The organism is Kitasatospora phosalacinea, from assembly GCF_030268885.1.
Classification (GTDB): Bacteria; Actinomycetota; Actinomycetes; order Streptomycetales; family Streptomycetaceae; genus Kitasatospora; species Kitasatospora phosalacinea_C.
Window position 1 is genome coordinate 18603 of record NZ_BSSA01000039.1, and the last position, 17339, is coordinate 35941.

Annotated in this window: 17 protein-coding genes; 6 read left to right on the forward strand and 11 right to left on the reverse strand. The window is 73.2% G+C overall.

The window, feature by feature from the left end; genetic code table 11:
- Window positions 1-126 precede the first annotated feature (126 nt).
- The 7 genes from QSK52_RS35125 to QSK52_RS35155 all read right to left on the reverse strand — a co-directional run bounded on the left by QSK52_RS35125 (window position 127) and on the right by QSK52_RS35155 (window position 9374).
- Window positions 127-1119 carry a 2-hydroxyacid dehydrogenase gene (locus QSK52_RS35125; RefSeq protein ID WP_285740317.1) on the reverse strand — a complete coding sequence of 331 codons (993 nt, stop codon included), beginning with the start codon at window positions 1117-1119 and terminating at the stop codon, window positions 127-129.
- A 76-nt stretch (window positions 1120-1195) separates the two neighbouring features.
- Complete coding sequence (locus tag QSK52_RS35130) at window positions 1196-2221, reverse strand: 6-phosphofructokinase (protein ID WP_285740318.1); 1026 nt, start codon at window positions 2219-2221, stop codon at window positions 1196-1198.
- A gap of 313 nt (window positions 2222-2534) precedes the next feature.
- Window positions 2535-3260: a type 1 glutamine amidotransferase gene (locus QSK52_RS35135; protein ID WP_285740355.1), complete on the reverse strand. Its 726-nt coding sequence runs from the start codon at window positions 3258-3260 to the stop codon at window positions 2535-2537.
- Between the two features lie 296 nt (window positions 3261-3556).
- Window positions 3557-4813, reverse strand: coding sequence for a Mur ligase family protein (locus tag QSK52_RS35140; protein WP_285740319.1), 1257 nt, complete (start codon window positions 4811-4813; stop codon window positions 3557-3559).
- A gap of 472 nt (window positions 4814-5285) precedes the next feature.
- Window positions 5286-6650, reverse strand: a complete 1365-nt coding sequence (locus QSK52_RS35145; RefSeq protein ID WP_435053444.1) for a GNAT family N-acetyltransferase — start codon at window positions 6648-6650, stop codon at window positions 5286-5288.
- A gap of 106 nt (window positions 6651-6756) precedes the next feature.
- Window positions 6757-8205, reverse strand: a complete 1449-nt coding sequence (locus tag QSK52_RS35150) for a pyridoxal phosphate-dependent decarboxylase family protein (protein ID WP_285740320.1) — start codon at window positions 8203-8205, stop codon at window positions 6757-6759.
- 47 nt (window positions 8206-8252) lie between these two features.
- Complete coding sequence (locus QSK52_RS35155; RefSeq protein WP_285740321.1) at window positions 8253-9374, reverse strand: hypothetical protein; 1122 nt, start codon at window positions 9372-9374, stop codon at window positions 8253-8255.
- Window positions 9375-9655: 281 nt separating this feature from the next.
- Between QSK52_RS35155 and QSK52_RS35160 the strand changes: the two genes are divergently transcribed.
- On the forward strand, window positions 9656-9961 hold the full coding sequence (locus QSK52_RS35160) for a hypothetical protein (RefSeq protein ID WP_285740322.1): 306 nt from the start codon (window positions 9656-9658) through the stop codon (window positions 9959-9961).
- Window positions 9962-10001: 40 nt separating this feature from the next.
- Window positions 10002-11843 (forward strand): glutamine--fructose-6-phosphate transaminase (isomerizing), encoded by a 1842-nt coding sequence (gene glmS / locus QSK52_RS35165; RefSeq protein WP_285740323.1) that lies wholly within the window; start codon window positions 10002-10004, stop codon window positions 11841-11843.
- Between the two features lie 40 nt (window positions 11844-11883).
- On the opposite strand, the gene QSK52_RS35170 is transcribed toward glmS, so the two are convergent.
- Together QSK52_RS35170 and QSK52_RS35175 are read right to left on the reverse strand one after the other, a co-directional pair.
- Window positions 11884-12624 carry a hypothetical protein gene (locus tag QSK52_RS35170; RefSeq protein WP_285740324.1) on the reverse strand — a complete coding sequence of 247 codons (741 nt, stop codon included), beginning with the start codon at window positions 12622-12624 and terminating at the stop codon, window positions 11884-11886.
- A 192-nt stretch (window positions 12625-12816) separates the two neighbouring features.
- The gene (locus tag QSK52_RS35175; protein ID WP_285740325.1) at window positions 12817-13077 is read right to left on the reverse strand and encodes a GlsB/YeaQ/YmgE family stress response membrane protein; all 261 of its coding nucleotides are present in this window, start codon (window positions 13075-13077) and stop codon (window positions 12817-12819) included.
- A 226-nt stretch (window positions 13078-13303) separates the two neighbouring features.
- On the opposite strand from QSK52_RS35175, the gene QSK52_RS35180 reads away from it, so the two are divergent.
- Window positions 13304-13681: a PRC-barrel domain-containing protein gene (locus tag QSK52_RS35180; protein ID WP_285740326.1), complete on the forward strand. Its 378-nt coding sequence runs from the start codon at window positions 13304-13306 to the stop codon at window positions 13679-13681.
- Between the two features lie 336 nt (window positions 13682-14017).
- On the opposite strand, the gene QSK52_RS35185 is transcribed toward QSK52_RS35180, so the two are convergent.
- Both QSK52_RS35185 and QSK52_RS35190 read right to left on the reverse strand, forming a co-directional pair.
- Window positions 14018-14524, reverse strand: a complete 507-nt coding sequence (locus tag QSK52_RS35185) for a hypothetical protein (RefSeq protein ID WP_352230350.1) — start codon at window positions 14522-14524, stop codon at window positions 14018-14020.
- 195 nt (window positions 14525-14719) lie between these two features.
- Complete coding sequence (locus QSK52_RS35190) at window positions 14720-15034, reverse strand: helix-turn-helix domain-containing protein (protein WP_285740327.1); 315 nt, start codon at window positions 15032-15034, stop codon at window positions 14720-14722.
- On the opposite strand from QSK52_RS35190, the gene QSK52_RS35195 reads away from it, so the two are divergent.
- From QSK52_RS35195 to QSK52_RS35205, 3 genes are all read left to right on the forward strand, one after another.
- Entirely contained in the window at window positions 15033-15524 is a 492-nt protein-coding gene (locus QSK52_RS35195; protein ID WP_285740328.1) for a KUP/HAK/KT family potassium transporter, read from the forward strand. The two genes, QSK52_RS35190 and QSK52_RS35195, sit on opposite strands and share 2 nt — an antisense overlap.
- A 97-nt stretch (window positions 15525-15621) precedes the next feature.
- A complete protein-coding gene (locus tag QSK52_RS35200) occupies window positions 15622-15996 on the forward strand; it encodes a hypothetical protein (protein WP_285740329.1) in 375 nt (124 codons plus the stop codon).
- 65 nt (window positions 15997-16061) lie between these two features.
- On the forward strand, window positions 16062-17180 hold the full coding sequence (locus tag QSK52_RS35205) for a universal stress protein (protein ID WP_285740330.1): 1119 nt from the start codon (window positions 16062-16064) through the stop codon (window positions 17178-17180).
- Window positions 17181-17339: the final 159 nt, after the last annotated feature.

Sequence of the window (17339 nt, forward strand, 5' to 3'; positions counted from 1 at the left end):
CGCCCGCCCGCCCGGCCCCGGGCCCCGTCCCCGGACGGGGCACCGGCGGTCCGACGGAGCCCTGCCGGACGGTCCCGCCCCGCTTCCTCGCAGGGCGGGACCGGGCCGTCGGCAGGAGGCGGCCGGTCAGCCCTGCGGCACCAGGGTGTTCTCGCTGGTGCGGCCCTGCGCGAAGTCGTCCACGTTGCGGGCGGTGGCCTCGATGATCTGGCCGACCGCGGTGCGGGTGAAGTACGCCTGGTGCGAGGTGACCAGGACCTGCGGGAAGCTGATCAGCCGGGCCAGCGTGTCGTCGGTGATGCCCTGCACGGAGCGGTCGGTGAAGAACACGTCCGCCTCCTCCTCGTACACGTCCAGGCCGACGCCGGCCAGCCGCCCGGCGCGCAGCGTCTCGACCAGGGCGGTGGCGTCGACCAGGCCGCCGCGGGAGGAGTTCACCAGGATCGCGTCGTCCTTCATCAGGGCCAGCGCGTCCCGGTCGATCACGTGGTGGGTGGAGTCCAGCAGCGGCACGTGCAGCGAGACCAGGTCGCTGCGGGAGAGCAGCTCCTCCTTGCCGACGTACTGCATGCCGAGCGCCTCGCACTCGGGGTTGGGGGCGATGTCCCAGCCGAGCAGGGTGGTGCCGAAACCGGACGCGATCCGGGCGAAGCACTCGCCGATCTTGCCGGTGCCCAGCACCCCGACCGTCATCCCGTGGATGTCGCGGCCCATCAGTCCGTCCAGCCGGAAGTCGAACTCGCGGGAGCGGTTGACCGAGCGGATCAGCCGCCGGTTCACCGCCAGCGCCAGCGTCCAGGCGTGCTCGGCCACCGAGAACGGCGAGTAGTACGAGACCCGGGCCACGGTCAGGCCGAGCTTCGCGGCGGCGTTCAGGTCGATGTTGTTGAAGCCGGTGGAACGCTGGGCGACCAGCCGGGTGCCGCCGGCCGCGAGCAGCGAGAGCACCTCCGCGTCCAGGGCGTCGTTGACGCTGCTGGAGACGACCGGGAACCCGGCGGCCAGCGGGGCGGTGTCGGCGGTGAGGAAGACGTCCAGCATGCGCAACTGGTGCCGCTCCAGGGCGGCGTCGAGCAGCGGGCGCTCGTCGGACTGGACGCCGTACGCGAGGATCTCCATGCGGTGAGGCTAGCTCCGGGGGCGCGCGCGGCGGGCCGCGACGCGCCCCCGGAGCGGGGGAGGAACCGACCGGCCGTCAGATGACGGTCTCGGCCTCCCGGTAGCGCTCCGCCGGGACGGTCTTCAGCTCGGCCACGGCCTCGCCCAGCGGCACCAGCTTGATCTCGGTGCCCTGCAGCGCCGTGATGTGGCCGAAGGCGCCCTTGTGGGCGGCCTCCACCGCGTGCCAGCCGAAGCGGGTGGCCAGGACGCGGTCGTACGCGGTCGGGGTGCCGCCGCGCTGGGTGTGGCCCAGGATCACCGGACGGGCCTCCTTGCCGAGGCGGTGCTCCAGCTCGCGGGAGAGCTGGGTGGCGATGCCGGTGAAGCGCTCGTGGCCGTACATGTCCTTGACGCCCTCCTCCCACGGCATGCTGCCGGGCTCGGGCTTCGCGCCCTCGGCGCAGACCACGATCGCGAACTTCTTCTGCCGGTCGAAGCGCTCGCGCACGACCTCGGTCAGCTTGTCGATGTGGAACGGGCGCTCCGGCACGATGATGGCGTGCGCACCGGCCGCCATGCCCGCGTTCAGCGCGATCCAGCCGGTGTGCCGGCCCATCACCTCGACCACCATGACGCGCTGGTGCGACTCGGCGGTGGTCTTCAGCCGGTCCAGCGCCTCGGTGGCCACCGAGACGGCGGTGTCGAAGCCGAAGGTGACGTCGGTGCAGGCGATGTCGTTGTCGATGGTCTTCGGCACGCCGACCACCGGCAGGCCCGCGTCGCTCATCAGCTTCGCGGCCTTCAGGGTGCCCTCGCCGCCGATCGGGATCACCGCGTCGATGCCCAGGTCCGCACAGTGCTGCTTGGCACGCTCCACGCCGTCGCGCAGGTGGCTCGGCTGCACCCGGGAGGAGCCCAGGATCGTCCCGCCCTGGGCGAGGATGCCGCTCACCGAGTCGAGCGTCAGCGGGCGGTGCACGCCCTCCAGGAGACCGCGCCAGCCGTCCTCGAAGCCGATGATCTCGTCGCCGTGGTCGACCACCCCCCGGTGGACCACGGAACGGATGACGGCGTTCAGGCCGGGGCAGTCACCGCCGCTGGTCAGGACACCAATACGCATTGCTTTGCCAACTCCCGAGCAGGATCGGACGGCCGGACTGGTGGGTGGGAATCGGACATCTCGCCCGAAACTGACCTGCTGTACAGCATACGGTTCCTGCGTCCGGCCGAGCCGAAACCGACGCGGGAGCGGCTTCCTCGACGCACCACACGTAACTGCGACCCGACCGCCGAGGAGGGTGTTGCGCCCGGGCACTCCTATTCTCCTATGAAGTTGCCCCGCCGTGGGACGGCTGACCACATGGCGGTCAGCCGTCCACCGCCGTGACCTCGGCTTACGCGCGGATGAACGCGCGGCGGGGCCGCTCCGGCCGCTACGCGGGGCGGGCCGCGGCGATCCGCTCGGCGCGCAGCTCGTCGTACCAGGTGGTGTCGGCGGGCGGCAGCGCGTTCACGTCCAGCGCCAGCTTGATCAGCATGTCGGCGACCGCGGGGTTGCGGGCCATCACCGGGCCGTGCAGGTAGGTGCCGAACACGGTGTCGCGCCAGGCGCCCTCGGTGCCGTCGCCGGTGCCGTTGCCCCGGCCGACCTGCACCGTGGCGAGCGGGCTGACGCCCTCGCCGAGGTGGGTGACGCCCTGGTGGTTCTCGAAACCGGTCAGCTGCGGCAGGTTCAGCTGCGGGTTCACGTCCGCCAGCACGTCGCCGACGCAGCGGGCGCCCTCGCCGCGGACCGTCCACACGTCCAGCAGGCCCAGGCCCGGCTCGCGCTCGCCCAGGTCGTTGACGAACTCGTGGCCCAGGATCTGGAAGCCCGCGCAGACCGAGAAGATGATCGCACCGTTCTCGGCCGCCCGGACCAGCCCGCCGTCGTTGCGCAGCCGCTCCGCCGCCAGCCGCTGCGGCCGGTCCTCACCGCCGCCGATCAGGTAGATGTCGCCACTGGTCGGCACCGACTGGTCGGAACGCACGTCGATCCGCTGCACCCCGAGGCCGCGCTGCCGCGCCCGCCGCTCCACCACCAGCGCGTTGCCGCGGTCGCCGTACGTCGACAGCAGGTCCGGGTACACCCAGACCACCCGCAGGCTGCTCTCGCTCATCCTCGAAGACCTCCCGAACTGCTGCTGGGGCGCGGGCTGCTGCGGAGCGTCCCCGCCGTACTGCTGGTGCTGCTGGTGCTGCTGCTGGTCGCCGTACGCCTGCTGCCGGTCGTACTGCTGCTGCTCGTACTGCTGCTGCGGGGGCTGCTGCTGGTGCTGCTGCTCGTACCGGTCGTACTGCTGCCGGCCGTACTGCTGCTGGTGCTGCTGCTCGTACTGGCCGTACTGCTGCTGCCCGTAGTCGCCCTGGCCCGGCTCGCCGAACTGCGGCTGCTGCCCGTAGTACTGGTCGCTCATCAGGCCACCACGGCCTTGCGCAGCTGCTGGAAGGCCGTGTAGTTGGCGATGGCCTCGATCCGGCCGCCCGGGGCGGCGTCCACCGCCTGGGCGAGCGTGTCGATCACCTGGAACTGCAGGTTGGCCACCTCCAGCCGGACGGCGAGGTCGAGCTTGCGCTGGCCCATCACGAAGATCGGGTGCCCGGCCAGGCGCTCGTAGTCGACGTCCCACAGCCAGGAGGTGTCGGTGCCGTCCGCGTCCAGCGCGTTCACCGACAGGACCACCGGCGCGGGCGGACCGTCGATCAGCGAGAAGGTCTCCAGCCAGCCGGCCGGGTTCTTCGCCAGCAGCAGCCGGATGTCCCGGCCGCGGTACTGCACCACGTCGTAGCGGCCCGCGACCGCGGCCACCGACTGCATCCGCTGCAGCGCGACCTGCGGGGCCACCCCGAAGACCGCCGCGACGGCGGCCGAGCTGGTGGCGTTCGCCAGGTTGGCGCGGCCCGGCAGCTGCAGCTGGATCGGCCAGGCACCGCGGTGCGGGTCGATCACGTGCGTGCCCTGGAGCGCCCAGTGCGGGTTCGGGCGGCGGAAGCCGCACTCGCCGCAGAACCAGTCGTCACCGGGGCGCTGCATCACGCCGCCGCAGGACGGGCACGACCAGGCGTCCTCCTTCCACGCCTGCCCGGCGGCCACCCAGACCACCTTCTTGCAGGAGGAGGCGGCCCAGGTCACCAGCGGGTCGTCCGCGTTGGCGATGATCACCGCCTCGGTGTCCTTGAGGCCCTCGCGCCACTTCTCGGCCATCATCCGGGTCTCCGCCGCGCGGTCCAGCTGGTCGCGGGAGAGGTTCAGCAGCGCTATGGCCTTCGGCCGGGTGTCCCGGGCGACCATCGGCAGGTACTTCTCGTCCACCTCGATCACGCCGAAGCGGGCGGTGGTGTTGTTGGCCAGCGCACCGGTGATGCCGGCCGGCATGTTCGCGCCCAGTGCGTTGGAGACCACCGGGCCGGCCGCCCGCAGTGCCTCGGCGATCAGCCGGGTGGTGGTGGTCTTGCCGTTGGTGGCGCTGACCAGGACCACGTCCAGGTGCTCGGTGAGGGTCGCCAGCAGGTCCGGGTCGAGCTTGAGCGCGACCTTGCCGCCGATCACCGAACCACTGCCGCGGCCCGCCTTCTGGGAGAGCGCGGCGGCCATCTTGCCGGCCGTCACGGCGATCTTCGCGCGAGCGGGCAGCGAGGCGTCGCGCGGGGCTTCCGAATCGGTGCCTGGCATGCTCAGGGGTTCCTCCTTGCAGCGGCACCGCCCGGGCCGTTCGACGACTCACGGGCGGCGGGGTCGGGCTCAGCCTACCGACTCCCGCCCGCACACTTGAGCAGGGGCGACAACCTGCGGCGCGAGCCCAGCCTTCCGGCAGACGCTCCAGGAGGAACCAGGGGCCCGGGGAACCGCCGGGCACACGGGCATGCACCACCAGGGGCCGGGGAACCGTCGGGCACACGGGTCGTGCAATCCAGGGGCCCGGGGAACGGCGGGCTCGGGGCTGCTGGCGGTGCACTGCCGGTGCGTGCGGTGGCTTCGGGTTCTGTCACGGCGGCCCGAAGCAGCACGGACACGTCGATGGGCTCCGACCGGCAGCAGCTCGGACTCGCCGTTCCCCGAGCCCCTGACGGTGCATCCCGCCGTTCTCCCCGAGCCCCTGAATGCGCATCCCGCCGTTCTCCCCGGGCCCCTGACGGGGCCCTTCTCAGCGGGTCGGCCAGGGGGCCGGGAGCTTCTCGGCGGCCTCGGCGAGGTGGGCGGTGATGACCAGGGTGCCGTCCTCGACCTGGTAGTCCAGCGGGGCGGAGAGCCGTCGCATGGTGGAGATCAGCCCGGTGTTGGCGGCGGTGGTGACGGCGTAGACGGTGCGCACGCCCGCCTCCAGGGCGAGGGCGGCCATCCGGCGGACCAGGTCGACGCCCAAGCCGCGGCGCTGCCAGGCGTCCTCGACCAGCAGGGCGATCTCCGCGCCCTCGTCGTCCCACATCAGGTGGGCGAGGGCGACCAGGCGCCCGTCGGCGGTCTCGACGGCGAGGGTCTGGCCGTGGCGGTGGTCGAGCAGGTGGTCGAGGTAGCGGTCGGCGTCCTTGACCGGGCCGTGGTAGCGGCGGCGCAGCGACTCCGCGGAGCAGCGGGCGTGCATGGCCAGGGCGGCGGGCTTGTCCGCGGGGGTGGCGCGGCGGACGGTCAGCTCGGCGCCGTCCAGGTGGTCGATCCGGGCGGCGACGGCCGGAACGCGCGGGCCGAGGACGGTGTCGAGCTCGACCAGGGCGCGGGCCCGGGCGAACTCGGTGGGCGTGAAGGGCAGGTGGGGCCGGGAGAGTTCGAGCAGGTCGCCGCCCGGGAGGGGCAGTCGCATCAGGTGTCCTTCCAGGCCGGCCTGGGTGCCGTCACCGCGGCCGGGGTACTGCCGGATGGTGGCGCGGCCGAACAACTGGCGCAGTGCGACCGGCAGCTCGGCGGCGTCCAGGGCGGTGCGGGTGGCCAGCGCGAGGACCTGCCGGGGGACGTCGACCAGCTCGTGGGCGTCGGCCCGGTCGGTCCAGATGTCCCAGCCGCCGCCGGCCGCGACGGCCGCGGCGAGTTCGGTGCGGGGCAGCGCCTCGGGAGCGCGGACGATGAACTCGTCGACGGTGCAGTCGGGCAGCGGGTGCGCCTGCATCGAGACGATGTTGACCCGCAGCGCGGCCAGTGCCGTGCACACCCGGGCCAGGCTGCCGGGCGCGTCGGAGACGCTGGTGCGCAGCCGCCACAGGACGGTCGGCTCCTCGACGGGGGTCATCGCGTCGCCGCCCGGCGGTGCGGCCGGGCCGGGCGGGCCGTGCGGGTGCCGGTGGGCGAGCCAGCCGCGGAACAGCGCGGTGGCGAGCATGGCCGCCGCCGAGGCGACCAGCAGCACCGGCCCGTCGTGGCCGTGCACGACGACGTTGGCGACCAGGTCGGCGGCCGCGACGGCGGCGAAGACCGCCGCGAGCTCGACCGTCTCCCTGCGCCAGCGGTGCCCCCGGCTCCGCCGCCGCTCCTGCCGCTCGTCACTGACTCTGTCGTGGGTGTACGCCATGGTGTCCATGCCTGCATGGTGGCGCTCCGCTGTTTCACGATCACGAATCCCCCGTGACCTGACGGTAAATGTCTCGGCGGGCCCCCGTCGGATCGGCGCTGATCCGCTCCCGCGCTCAGTTGGACGTACGGCACCGGTCCAGGAGTTCCGCTCCCGCGGACTTCACCTCGTCCAGCAGCAGCCGCAGGTCCGCCTCGGTGGTGGTGGCGTTCAGCAGGCAGGCCCGGAGCATCTCGCGGCCGCGGTACACGGCGCCGGTGACGAAGACCCGCCCGCGCTGCTGGACGGCCACCGGCAGGAGCGAGTTGAGCCGCTGCAGCCCGGCCTCGTCGAGCCCGGCGGGGCGGTGGCGGAAGGCCACGATGGAGGTCTCGACGGGGGCGACGAGCTCCAACTCCGGGTCCTGCTCGATCCATTCGCCCAGCCGGCGGGCCTGCGCGGTGCAGTGCGCGATGTCCCGGGCGACGCCGGAGCGGCCGCGGTGGGCGATGGACGCCCAGACCTTCAGCGAGCGGAACGGGCGGGTCTGCTCGGTGCCGTACTCGGAGAACCAGCCGAGGTCCCCGGCCGCGTCGTCGCGCAGGTAGGACGGGACGAGGCTGAAGGTGCCGCGCAGCTCCTCGGCGTCGCGCACCAGGGCGCAGCCGCAGTCGACCGGCACGCCCAGCCACTTGTGCGGGTCGAGGGCGATCGAGTCGGCCCGGTCCATGCCCGCGTAGCGGTGCGCGATCGTCTCGTCGAGGACGCCGAAGGCGCCGTACGCGCCGTCGACGTGGAACCACAGGCCCTCGCGCTCGGCCAGGTCGGCGATCGGCCCGAACGGGTCGACGGCGCCGGTGCCGACGGTGCCCGCGGAGGCGACCACCAGGAAGGGCAGCCGCCCGGCCGCCCGGTCCTCGGCGATCGCGGCCGCCAGGGCGTCCAGGACGAGGTGGCCGTCGGCGTCGGAGGCGACGGTGCGCAGGTGCTTGGAGCCGAGGCCGAGCAGTTCGGCGGCCTTGCGCACGCAGCTGTGCGCCTCGCCGGTGACGTAGCCGACCAGCGGGGGCATCCCGGCCAGGCCGTCCTCGCGGACGTCCCACCCGGCCCTGCGGGCGGCGCGGCCGCGGGCGGCGGCCAGGCAGACGATGGTGGCCATCGAGGTGCCGGAGGTGAGCAGGCCGCCGCCGGGCGGGTGCGGGAAGCCGACCAGTTCGGCGATCCAGCGCACCACGGCCCGCTCCAGGTGGACGTCGGCGTGGTCGCCGCCGGCCGAGCTGGGGTTCATCGCGCTCGCGGCCAGGGTGGCGAGCACCCCGGCGGGCTGCGGGGCGGAGTTGACCCAGCCGAAGAAGCGCGGGCTCCCGTTGCCCATCGGGTGCGGCATGATCCGCTGCTCGACGGTCCGCAGCAGCTCCTCCAGCGGGGTGCCGTCCTCGGGCAGCGGGAGGTCGAGCAGCGCGGCCCGCTCCGCCGGGTCCGTCGGCTGCCACACCGGGCGGTCGGGCACCGCGTCGAGGTAGTCGGCCACCAGGTCTGCGGCCGCCCGTGCGGCCCCGCGGAAGTCGTCGTTCACACCGGGCATCGTATGCCCAGGCGGAACCGGCACCACCGGCCCCACCTGGGGAAAGGTCAGTCCAGGGTGCTGGAGAGGCCGCCGGCCGAGCGGCAGTAGCCCTGGATCTGCTTGTCGGTGATCTGGGCGCACAGGCGCCCGGCGGCGCCCGCGCTGGTGTCGTTGACGGTGTAGTAGCTGACCAGGCCCTGGGTGCAGGCCTGGCGCTGCCAGGTGTCCTTGGGGGTGGCGCACTGCTGGGCGGCCCAGTCCGGGCGGTCCAGGTTGTACTTCATGATGCGCGAACCGGCGCCCCGCGAGCAGTCCTGGGCGCCGCCGCTGGCCTGCGCGTTCAGGCACCACTGCAGGGCCTGGGGGAACGCCTCGGGGTGGTTGGCGTAGTCGTGCGAGGAGAGGAAGAAGGTCGGCGCGTAGAAGAAGCAGGCCGACTGGTAGAGGGCGGGCTGCTCGGGGCACGGGTAGAGCGGCTCGGCGGCGAGCTTGTCCGCGGGGAGGTTGGCCTTGGCCTTCTCGTCCTCCTCGTCGGGCGCGAACAGCTGCATGAAGACGCCCTCGGAGCAGGTGATCCGGCGGCTCTGGCTGGGGAACTTGTCGCACAGCGCGCGGGCGGCCGGGATGTCCTGCTTGGTGACGAACATGATGCCGTGGCCGACGCCGTGGATGCACGGGCCGGTGTTGGCCGGGGCGCACAGGGTCAGGATGTCGCTCTGCGGGTCCTTGGAGTTGGCCAGCATCTCCTCGACCGCACCGTGCAGGTAGCCCGCCGCGCAGGTCTCGTGCGGGAAGGAGATCACCTTCTGGAAGTCCTGGTGGTAGCGCTGCACCGCGGCGTGCCCGAGCTCGTGCGCGATCGGGTGGCAGAACCGCACCGTGTACGGCTTGTCCTTGGAGATCTTGTCGAGGTCGGCGAGGGCGACCCCGGGGTCGGTGGCCTCCATCTCGGCCATCAGCTTGTTGCGCAGGGTCGAGCGCGTCCACACCGCCGGGTCGCCGGTGGGGGAGGGGGAGGCCGCCGGGGCGCTCGCGGCGCTGTCGGGCACGGCACCGGGGCGCGGGCCGCCCGCGCCGGTGGTGGCGGCGCCGGCGGACTTCGGCGTCCAGTCGGTCACCATGACCGACCCGAGGCCGAGGACGGCCAGCAGGACGGCGGTGACGACGGCGAACACGCGCGGTTGCATGACGGACGTTCCCCCTGTGATCGACACGGACAGTACGCGGCCCATCCTGCGGGGTGACCGCCGGAAACCCGGCCAGGAACACCGCCAACGGGGTCAGATGCCCGCCACGATCACCCGAACACCGATCCGCCCACCGCCCTACAACGACGGCCCCACATCATAGGTGGCGCCCCACCCGCCCGTTCGGCCACCGTCCTTGAGTACGCCGCGGCTCCGGGAAAGGTTGCGGCGGGGCGCCCCGACTGGTCGTCCTGCCCGAATTCGGGCAGGATCTTTGGCAAATGAACCCTTCCCGCCTAGGCTCCCGCATCGTGCCTGCCTCACCACACCCTCACGAGGACCTGCTCGCCCACCTCGCCAGGACCACCCCCCTGGCCCCGGGGGAGGCCGCGCGGGTCGTCGCGGAGGTGCTGGCGTACTTCGCGGAGACCACCGAGGAGTACGTCCGCCGCCGCCACGGTGAGTTGCAGGCCCGGGGACTGACCAACGAGCAGATCTTCACCCGCCTCGGCGGGGAGCTGGCCGCCCGCCGGGTGGCCGCCCCGCAGCTGTCGGTGCGCCAACTGCGGCGGATGGTCTACGGCTGACGGTCCCCGCCCACCCACGACTGACAGAGGAGCCCACGTCATGTGCGGAATCGTGGCCTACATCGGCCCCAAGGACGCCTCCCCCATCCTGCTGGAAGGGCTGCAGCGGCTGGAGTACCGCGGGTACGACTCGGCGGGCGTCGCGGTGGTCGCCCCCGTCACCAAGTCCGCCCCCGCCAAGCTGCGCCTGTGCAAGGTCAAGGGCCGGGTCGCCGACCTCGCCGCCGCCCTGCCCGCCCGCTTCAAGGGCGGCGCCGGCATCGGCCACACCCGCTGGGCCACCCACGGCGTCCCCTCCGACGCCAACGCCCACCCGCACACCGACAACGAGGGCCGGATCGCCGTCGTCCACAACGGCATCATCGAGAACGCCGACGAACTGCGCGCCAAGCTCGCCGCCGACGGCGCGGTCTTCCGCTCCGAGACCGACACCGAGGTGCTCGCCCACCTGGTCGCCGCGCACCGCGCCGAGGGCGGCGAGCTGGAGGACGCGGTGCGCGCCGCGCTCAAGCTGGTCGTCGGCACCTACGGCATCGCGGTGCTGGACGCCGGGCAGCCCGACCGGATCGTGGTCGCCCGCAACGGCAGCCCGATCGTGCTCGGCATCGGCGAGAAGGAGATGTTCGCCGCCTCCGACGTCTCCGCGCTGGTCCGCTACACCCGCCAGGTCGTCCACCTGGAGGACGGCGAGCTCGCCACCGTCCGGGCCGACGGCTTCCGCACCTTCACCGAGGACGCCCGCACCGTCACCCGGCAGCCCTCCACCGTCGACTGGGAGGTCGGCTCCTACGACACCGGCGGCTACGCCCACTACCTGCTCAAGGAGATCCACGAGCAGCCCGGCGCCGTCGAGCGCACCCTCTCCGGACGGCTCGACGAGCGCTTCGCCACCGCCCACCTCGGCGGCCTCAACCTGGACGCCCGGGAGCTGCGCGAGATCCGCCGGGTCAAGATCCTCGGCTGCGGATCGGCCTACTACGCGGGCGAGATGGGCGCCCAGCTGATCGAGGAACTGGCCCGGATCCCCGCCCACTCCGAGCCCGCCTCCGAGTTCCGCTACCGCAACCCCGTCATCGAGGCCGACACCCTGTACGTCGCGGTCAGCCAGTCCGGCGAGACCTACGACACGCTCGCCGCCGTCCAGGAGGTCAAGCGCAAGGGCGGCCGCGTCCTCGGCGTGGTCAACACCGTCGGCTCGGCGATCGCCCGCGAGTGCGACGGCGGCATGTACCTGCACGCCGGGCCCGAGGTCTCGGTCGCCTCCACCAAGGCGTTCACCTCCACCGTGGTCGCCTTCGCGCTGCTCGCCCTGCACTTCGGCCGCATCCACGACCTCTCGCCCGCCGACGGCCGGCGCATCGTCGCCGGGCTCAAGGCGCTGCCCGACCAGATCCGGCAGGTGCTGGAGCAGCAGCAGGAGATCGAGGCGCTGGCCGCCGAGTACGCCCACAGCCAGGGCATGATGTACATCGGCCGGGTCCGGGGCTACCCCGTCGCCCGGGAGGGCGCGCAGAAGCTCAAGGAGATCTCCTACGTCCACGCCGAGGCGTACCCCGCCAGCGAGTTGAAGCACGGGCCGCTCGCGCTGATCTCCCCCGAGCTGCCGACCGTCGCGCTGGTGCCCGACGACGAACTGCTCGACAAGAACCTCACCGCCCTCGGCGAGATCAAGGCCCGCGAGGGCCGGGTGCTGGCCGTCGCGCACCGCCCGATCGAGGCCAAGCACGCCGACCACTGCCTGGTCGTCCCGAAGAGCGAGCCCGAGCTCGACCCGCTGCTGCTCAACATCCCGCTCCAACTCCTGGCCTACCACGCGGCGGTGGCCCTCGGCCGGGACGTCGACAAGCCGCGCAACCTGGCCAAGAGCGTCACCGTGGAGTGACCGCCCGGTGGTGCTCGGCCGCCCACCGCCGCCCGGCCGCCTACCGGTGCTCGGCCGCCCACTGCGCGAGGGCGGCCCGGGCCGCGGCGGCGAGCTGCGCGGGGTGGGCGGTTCCGGCGGAGAAGCCGCCCAGCGGGAGGCGGGTGCCCGGCTCCGCCGGGAAGTCGTCCAGGAACCACTCGTCCTCGTCGTGGGAGTGGAAGTACAGCCGCCACTCACTGCCCTCGTGGCGGAGCCTGGCCCAGCCCTGGTGGTCGGGCTCGTCCGGATCGCCGAAGACCTCGACCGCGTCCTCCTCCGGCACCAGCAGGTCCCCGAGCAGCTCGGCCGTCCCGCGCAGCGCCCCGGCGAGCGTGCCGGGCACCGGACGCAGCAGCGGAACGGTCGACAGCTCGGCGAGCAGGCGGTCGGCGGCCTCCTCGGACGGGGCGGCCGCTAGCAGCTCCGGCAGCCCGGGCGGGACGGGCCCGGCCTCGCCGCGCTCCGCCATCGCCGTCAGCAGGTCCAGCAGCCGCCGCTTCGCCCGCTCGGCGTGCCACTGGACGGCGGTCAACGCCGCCGCGACGGCGCCCACCTGCTCCGGGGTGTGCAGCGCCCAGGGCGAGGCGAGCGCCCCGGCGAGCTGCTCCGTGTGGTCCGCGGCGCAGAAGGCGTACCAGGCGGTGGCCTCCGGCCCGGTGACGCCCAGGCCGTCGAGTTCCTCGGGCGTGCAGCCCGCGCAGTCCCTGCCCCAGCCCTCCAGCAGCTCCAGCCAGGCCGCCCTCGTCGTCGTCTCGCTCATGCGGGGTCCCTCCGGGAGTCGCCCCGCCCGGATCGGACCCGGTGGGGCAGTCGTTGCCGCCACCTTGGTACGGCGAGGGGCCGGCGGTCCCGGTTTTCCCCGAACGGGTGACAAGGTCCGTCGGCGCGCGGACGGCCCGGACCGCGCCCTGGGGCGGTCCGGGCCGTCGGTGACGGTTCGGGTGACGGTGCGTCAGACGCGTCGGCGGGCCCAGAACGGGGTGACCAGCAGGATCAGGACGGCGGCCGCGCCGATCTGGAAGAAGTGCCGGATCCAGTCGACGCCGTCGGTGTCGGCCACGCCGAACGCGCTCGCCAGGAAGTTGCCGATGATGCCGCCGACGATGCCCAGCAGGATGGTCAGCCACAGCGGGATCGGCTGGCGCCCGGGGATGACCAGCTTCGCCAGCAGGCCGATGACCAGACCGGCGATGATCGCCCAAAGGATCGACATGGTTCCTCCTCGTCTCACGGATGCGCGGCCGAACGGCGCCGCGGCACCCGCATGCCCCGTCTTCCGCCTCCGATGCCTGCCCGGTCCACCGGATTCCCGCCCGGCGCTCCCGCCCGGCGCTCCCAGCCGGGGCGGACGGCATGGACCGGCCGCCACCGGGCAACCGCCCCGAGCGGCCGGGGCGGAACGACCGCCCGTCAGGAGCCGCCCGTACGGAGGGACGAGCATGAGCGAGCAGCAGCGGGACGTCGACCTGTGGACCTACCGGGACGCGTCCGGCCACCGGGTGGGCATCGACCTGGTCGGGTTCCACGTCGAGGCCGAGGACGGGCCGATCGGCCGGGTGGACCGGATGGCGGAGGACTTCGGGCCGCAGTACCTGGTGGTCGACACCGCGCCGTGGATCTTCCACCACCGCGTCCTGCTGCCCGCCGTGACGGTCCGCGAGGTCGACCTCGAACGACGCACCGTCCGGGTCGACCGCACCAAGGAGGAGATCGGCTCCGCCCCGCCACTGCTGCACGCCGAGCAGCACACCGACCACGACCTGCGGGCCGAACTGGCGCTCTACTACGGCCCGTTCTACGGCAGCCGACTGCCCTGAGCTGCTGCTCCAGCACGTGACCAGCGGTTCTTGCCAACGCGGGCAGGTGGCCGACCATCCGGGGTCAGCAAAAGGTCAGCAAGTTTCCGGAGGTACCGGCCACCATGGCAACCACAGGCCTCATCCGCGGGATGGGCAGCTTCTTCAAGGAGTGCGAGCATCCCGAGTCCCGCTGGAGCAAGTGCCCCCACGAGTACAGGATCAGGTACCGCAACGCGGCGGGACAGCAGACCGAGGAATCCGGCTTCGCCACCCAGCAGAAGGCCGTGACCCGGCTCGCCGAGGTCCACCACGCGCGCAAGAACACCCCGCAGAGCCAGCGCAAGGTGTCCCGCGTCAAGCAATGGGCAGGTTTTCGGGTTGGGGAAAGTTGGGGACGAGCGGGTCCGCGGCGCCGGTGTGGACGTCGTGGGGCCGGTTCCAGGCCAGGGCCTCGTGCGGTCGGACGGTGTTGTCGTCGCGCCGGTAGTCCTCGGCGTGCCGGGCGAGCTCGGCCAGTGGCTTTCCGGCCAGCGACTGCGCTTCCCTGATGGCGAGTTCGATCGCGGCGACGGCGTCGTGCTGGTTCGCGGTGGGCGAGATGTGCCAGCCGAGCTCGTACTTCGACCAGTAGTCGCGGCAGCCCGCGAACCGCCAGGTCCCGCCCCCGGTGGTCTCGAACTCGGAGAAGTCCAGCTGCCGGACCTGGTTCGGGCCGGTGGGCTCGGTCGCGAAGGCGGCCTTGCGGCGGGCGGCGAGCCGGCGCCGCTCCCGCTGGTAGCTGGCCTCCAGCAGCAGGCCGCCGTCCCGCAGCAGCCGCAGCACGGTCGCCTGGGAGACGCGGTGGCCGTCGTGGCGACACATCGCCCACACCTTGCGGTGGCCCCAGGCCGGGTGGGCGAGCGCGTGCCGGCGGGCGGTCTTCCGGACGCTCTCACGGGCCGGGCGCGGCCACGGTCCTCGGGCCTGCGCGCCCTGGCGGGCGTGAGTCTGGTGGCGGCGCCAGGCCCGCGCCCGCCAGGGCGCGTCGATGAGCCGGCATGCCCGCCCCGGTGCGGATCACCTCGCGGTCCGCGGAGGGCCCGGTCGGCCCTCCGCGGACTTCTTCCACACCCGCAGCTCGACCGCGGCCTCACCCAGCGCCTGGGTCAAGTCGGCGATCCGGGCTTCGAGTTGCTGTTCCCGGGTGCCGGGGCCGGACTTGCCCGCGAGGCCGGCCCGGCCGGACTCCGGGAACTGGTGCTTCCAGGTGCCGATCGACCGCTCGGACACCTTCGCCCGCCGCGCGGCCTCCGCGACGGTCATCTCACCGGCCAGGATCGACAGCACGATCCGGACCTTCTCCTCCGGCGGCAGCGCCGACGGCCTCACCATGATCGATCAGACTCCTTCAAGCAGCAGGACCCGCAACAAACGAGCCCTGCCACAAAGTCCGACGCGCGACATCGACGACCTCGGCTACGGCGAGGACGGGATCGTCCACGTCACCGCCCGCTTCGGCTACATGGAGACCCCGGGCGTCCCGGCCACGCTGGCTCTGCTCGACCCAGCCGACACCGAAGGAGTGCTGGACCTCGACCGGGCCTCCTACTTCCTGTCGAAGATCGAACTGCGCCGGGGGAAGCAGCCGACGATGGCGACCTGGCGCAAGCGGCTGTTCATCGCCACCTCCTACATCACCGCCGACGCCGTCGAGCACGTCGGCCTCCCCCCGGGACCGGACGGTGATCACGGGGTCGCACATCGAGGTGTGAAGGTGCGCCAAGGGCCGAAGGCCGCCTCCTCCTCGTCAAGGAAGCGTAGGGAATCCCGTCAGGACGCCGTCAGGACCACGGGATCCGCCCTCGGGAGGGCCATCCTCTGATCCGGCGGTCGAGTGGGAGCGCACGGAGAGGGACGAGCCGGACATGGGGCTGTACGCGAGGCGGCGCGGCCGCGGTTGGACCCGCCCGCTGGTACCGGTGCAGAGGGTGGACGTCTCGCTGGCGGCGGCCCTGGTGGCCGCGGCCGTCCTGACCGCGGTGCTGGCCGCGGTCGGCGAACTGAGCGGGGGCGGGCCCGCGTTGCTCGCCTTCACGGTCCTGAGCGCGGTCGTCGGCTCCGTCTCCCGCAGGCGTGCCGCGCCCGCGATCGGACTCGCCGCCTGGGCGTTCTTCGACGGCTTCGGCGTCCACCACCACGCCGAGCTCGGTTGGGACGCGGGGGGCGCCGACTGGCGCAGGCTCGGCCTGTTCACCGTCGCCGCCTTCGCCGCCGCGGTGCTCGGTCCGCCCCGCCGCCGGATCCGACCCGTCCGCATCACCGTGCCCGCCGCCCCGCCCCGCCGGCGGACGTAGCGCCTGTTCCGATCGGCGACCATGGAGGGGAGGGGCCGATCCGAGCGGGGAGGGAGGCCGCCGGCATGCCACGCGGACGGCTGCGCGTCTACCTCGGAGCAGCGCCCGGGGTCGGCAAGACCTACGACATGCTCGAAGAGGGACAGCGCCGCGCCGCCCGGGGCACCGACGTGGTGATCGCCCTGGTGGAGGACCACGGCCGCCTCCCCACCCGCCGGATGGCCGAAGGGCTGGAGACCGTCCCCCGCCGGACCCTGACCTACCGCGGCACCGAGTTCACCGAGATGGACCTCGACGCGGTTCTCGCCCGCCGCCCGGCCCTCGCCCTCGTCGACGAACTCGCGCACACCAACGTCCCCGGCAGCCGCCACGGCAAGCGCTGGCAGGACGTCGAGGACCTGCTCGACGCCGGCATCGACGTGATCACCACCGTCAACATCCAGCACCTGGAGTCGCTGAACGACGTCGTCGAGCAGATCACCGGAACCCGGCAGCACGAGACCGTGCCCGACGACGTGGTCCGCCGCGCCGACCAGATCGAGGTCGTCGACATGTCCGCCGAGGCACTGCGCCGCCGGATGGCCAACGGCGACGTCTACCCGCCCGAGCGGATCGAGGCCGCGCTCACCCACTTCTTCCGGATCGGCAACCTCACCGCCCTGCGCGAGATCGCCCTGCTCTGGGCCGCCGACCGGGTGGAGGAGGCACTGCTGCGCTACCGCCACGGCCACGGCATCCAGCGCCCGTGGAGCACCCGGGAACGCGTCCTGGTCGCACTGTCCGGCGGGCCCGAGGGCGAGACCCTGGTGCGGCGGGCCAAGCGCATCGCCTCGCGCGGCGCGGGCGGCGAGTTCCTCGCCGTGCACGTCACCCGCGACGACGGCCTGGCCGGCGCCCCGCCCGCCCGGCTGGCCCGGCAGCGCGCCCTGGTGGAGGAACTCGGCGGAACCTGGCACACCGTCAGGGGCGAGCACCCGGCCCGGGCCGTCGTCGACCTCGCCCGCCGGGTCGACGCCACCCAGATCGTCATCGGCGCCACCCGGCACAGCCGCCTGCGCAACATCCTCAGGCGTGGCACCGGCGAAGCCGTCATCGAAGCCTCCGGCGACGACATCGACGTCTACGTCGTCACCCACTCCGAAGCAGCCCACGGCCGCCTGCTGCGCCGTCGACCGCGCCGATGACCCGTCAAGACCCGGCACCCGCGGGTCGGGAAGCCGCCAGGACGGCCGGGGCCGGCCGCTCGGCGGCGGCCTGCCGGGGCCGTGGCCGCTCCGCCTCGCCAAGACCGCGTCAAAGGCCCGCCGGACGGTGTCAACGTCCCGTATGCAGGCGGGGCCCAC

What these genes read in the sequence shown, in the direction of transcription:
- QSK52_RS35185 (WP_352230350.1), bottom strand. Translation starts at nt 14,524, where the DNA reads ATGTGTCGCCACGACGGCCACCGCGTCTCCCAGGCGACCGTGCTGCGG.
- QSK52_RS35140 (WP_285740319.1), bottom strand. Translation starts at nt 4,813, where the DNA reads ATGCCAGGCACCGATTCGGAAGCCCCGCGCGACGCCTCGCTGCCCGCT.
- glmS (WP_285740323.1), top strand. Translation starts at nt 10,002, where the DNA reads ATGTGCGGAATCGTGGCCTACATCGGCCCCAAGGACGCCTCCCCCATC.
- QSK52_RS35135 (WP_285740355.1), bottom strand. Translation starts at nt 3,260, where the DNA reads ATGAGCGAGAGCAGCCTGCGGGTGGTCTGGGTGTACCCGGACCTGCTG.
- QSK52_RS35195 (WP_285740328.1), top strand. Translation starts at nt 15,033, where the DNA reads ATGATCGATCAGACTCCTTCAAGCAGCAGGACCCGCAACAAACGAGCC.
- QSK52_RS35130 (WP_285740318.1), bottom strand. Translation starts at nt 2,221, where the DNA reads ATGCGTATTGGTGTCCTGACCAGCGGCGGTGACTGCCCCGGCCTGAAC.
- QSK52_RS35170 (WP_285740324.1), bottom strand. Translation starts at nt 12,624, where the DNA reads ATGAGCGAGACGACGACGAGGGCGGCCTGGCTGGAGCTGCTGGAGGGC.
- QSK52_RS35125 (WP_285740317.1), bottom strand. Translation starts at nt 1,119, where the DNA reads ATGGAGATCCTCGCGTACGGCGTCCAGTCCGACGAGCGCCCGCTGCTC.
- QSK52_RS35155 (WP_285740321.1), bottom strand. Translation starts at nt 9,374, where the DNA reads ATGCAACCGCGCGTGTTCGCCGTCGTCACCGCCGTCCTGCTGGCCGTC.
- QSK52_RS35175 (WP_285740325.1), bottom strand. Translation starts at nt 13,077, where the DNA reads ATGTCGATCCTTTGGGCGATCATCGCCGGTCTGGTCATCGGCCTGCTG.
- QSK52_RS35205 (WP_285740330.1), top strand. Translation starts at nt 16,062, where the DNA reads ATGCCACGCGGACGGCTGCGCGTCTACCTCGGAGCAGCGCCCGGGGTC.
- QSK52_RS35150 (WP_285740320.1), bottom strand. Translation starts at nt 8,205, where the DNA reads ATGCCCGGTGTGAACGACGACTTCCGCGGGGCCGCACGGGCGGCCGCA.
- QSK52_RS35190 (WP_285740327.1), bottom strand. Translation starts at nt 15,034, where the DNA reads ATGGTGAGGCCGTCGGCGCTGCCGCCGGAGGAGAAGGTCCGGATCGTG.
- QSK52_RS35145 (WP_435053444.1), bottom strand. Translation starts at nt 6,650, where the DNA reads ATGGACACCATGGCGTACACCCACGACAGAGTCAGTGACGAGCGGCAG.
- QSK52_RS35180 (WP_285740326.1), top strand. Translation starts at nt 13,304, where the DNA reads ATGAGCGAGCAGCAGCGGGACGTCGACCTGTGGACCTACCGGGACGCG.
- QSK52_RS35160 (WP_285740322.1), top strand. Translation starts at nt 9,656, where the DNA reads ATGAACCCTTCCCGCCTAGGCTCCCGCATCGTGCCTGCCTCACCACAC.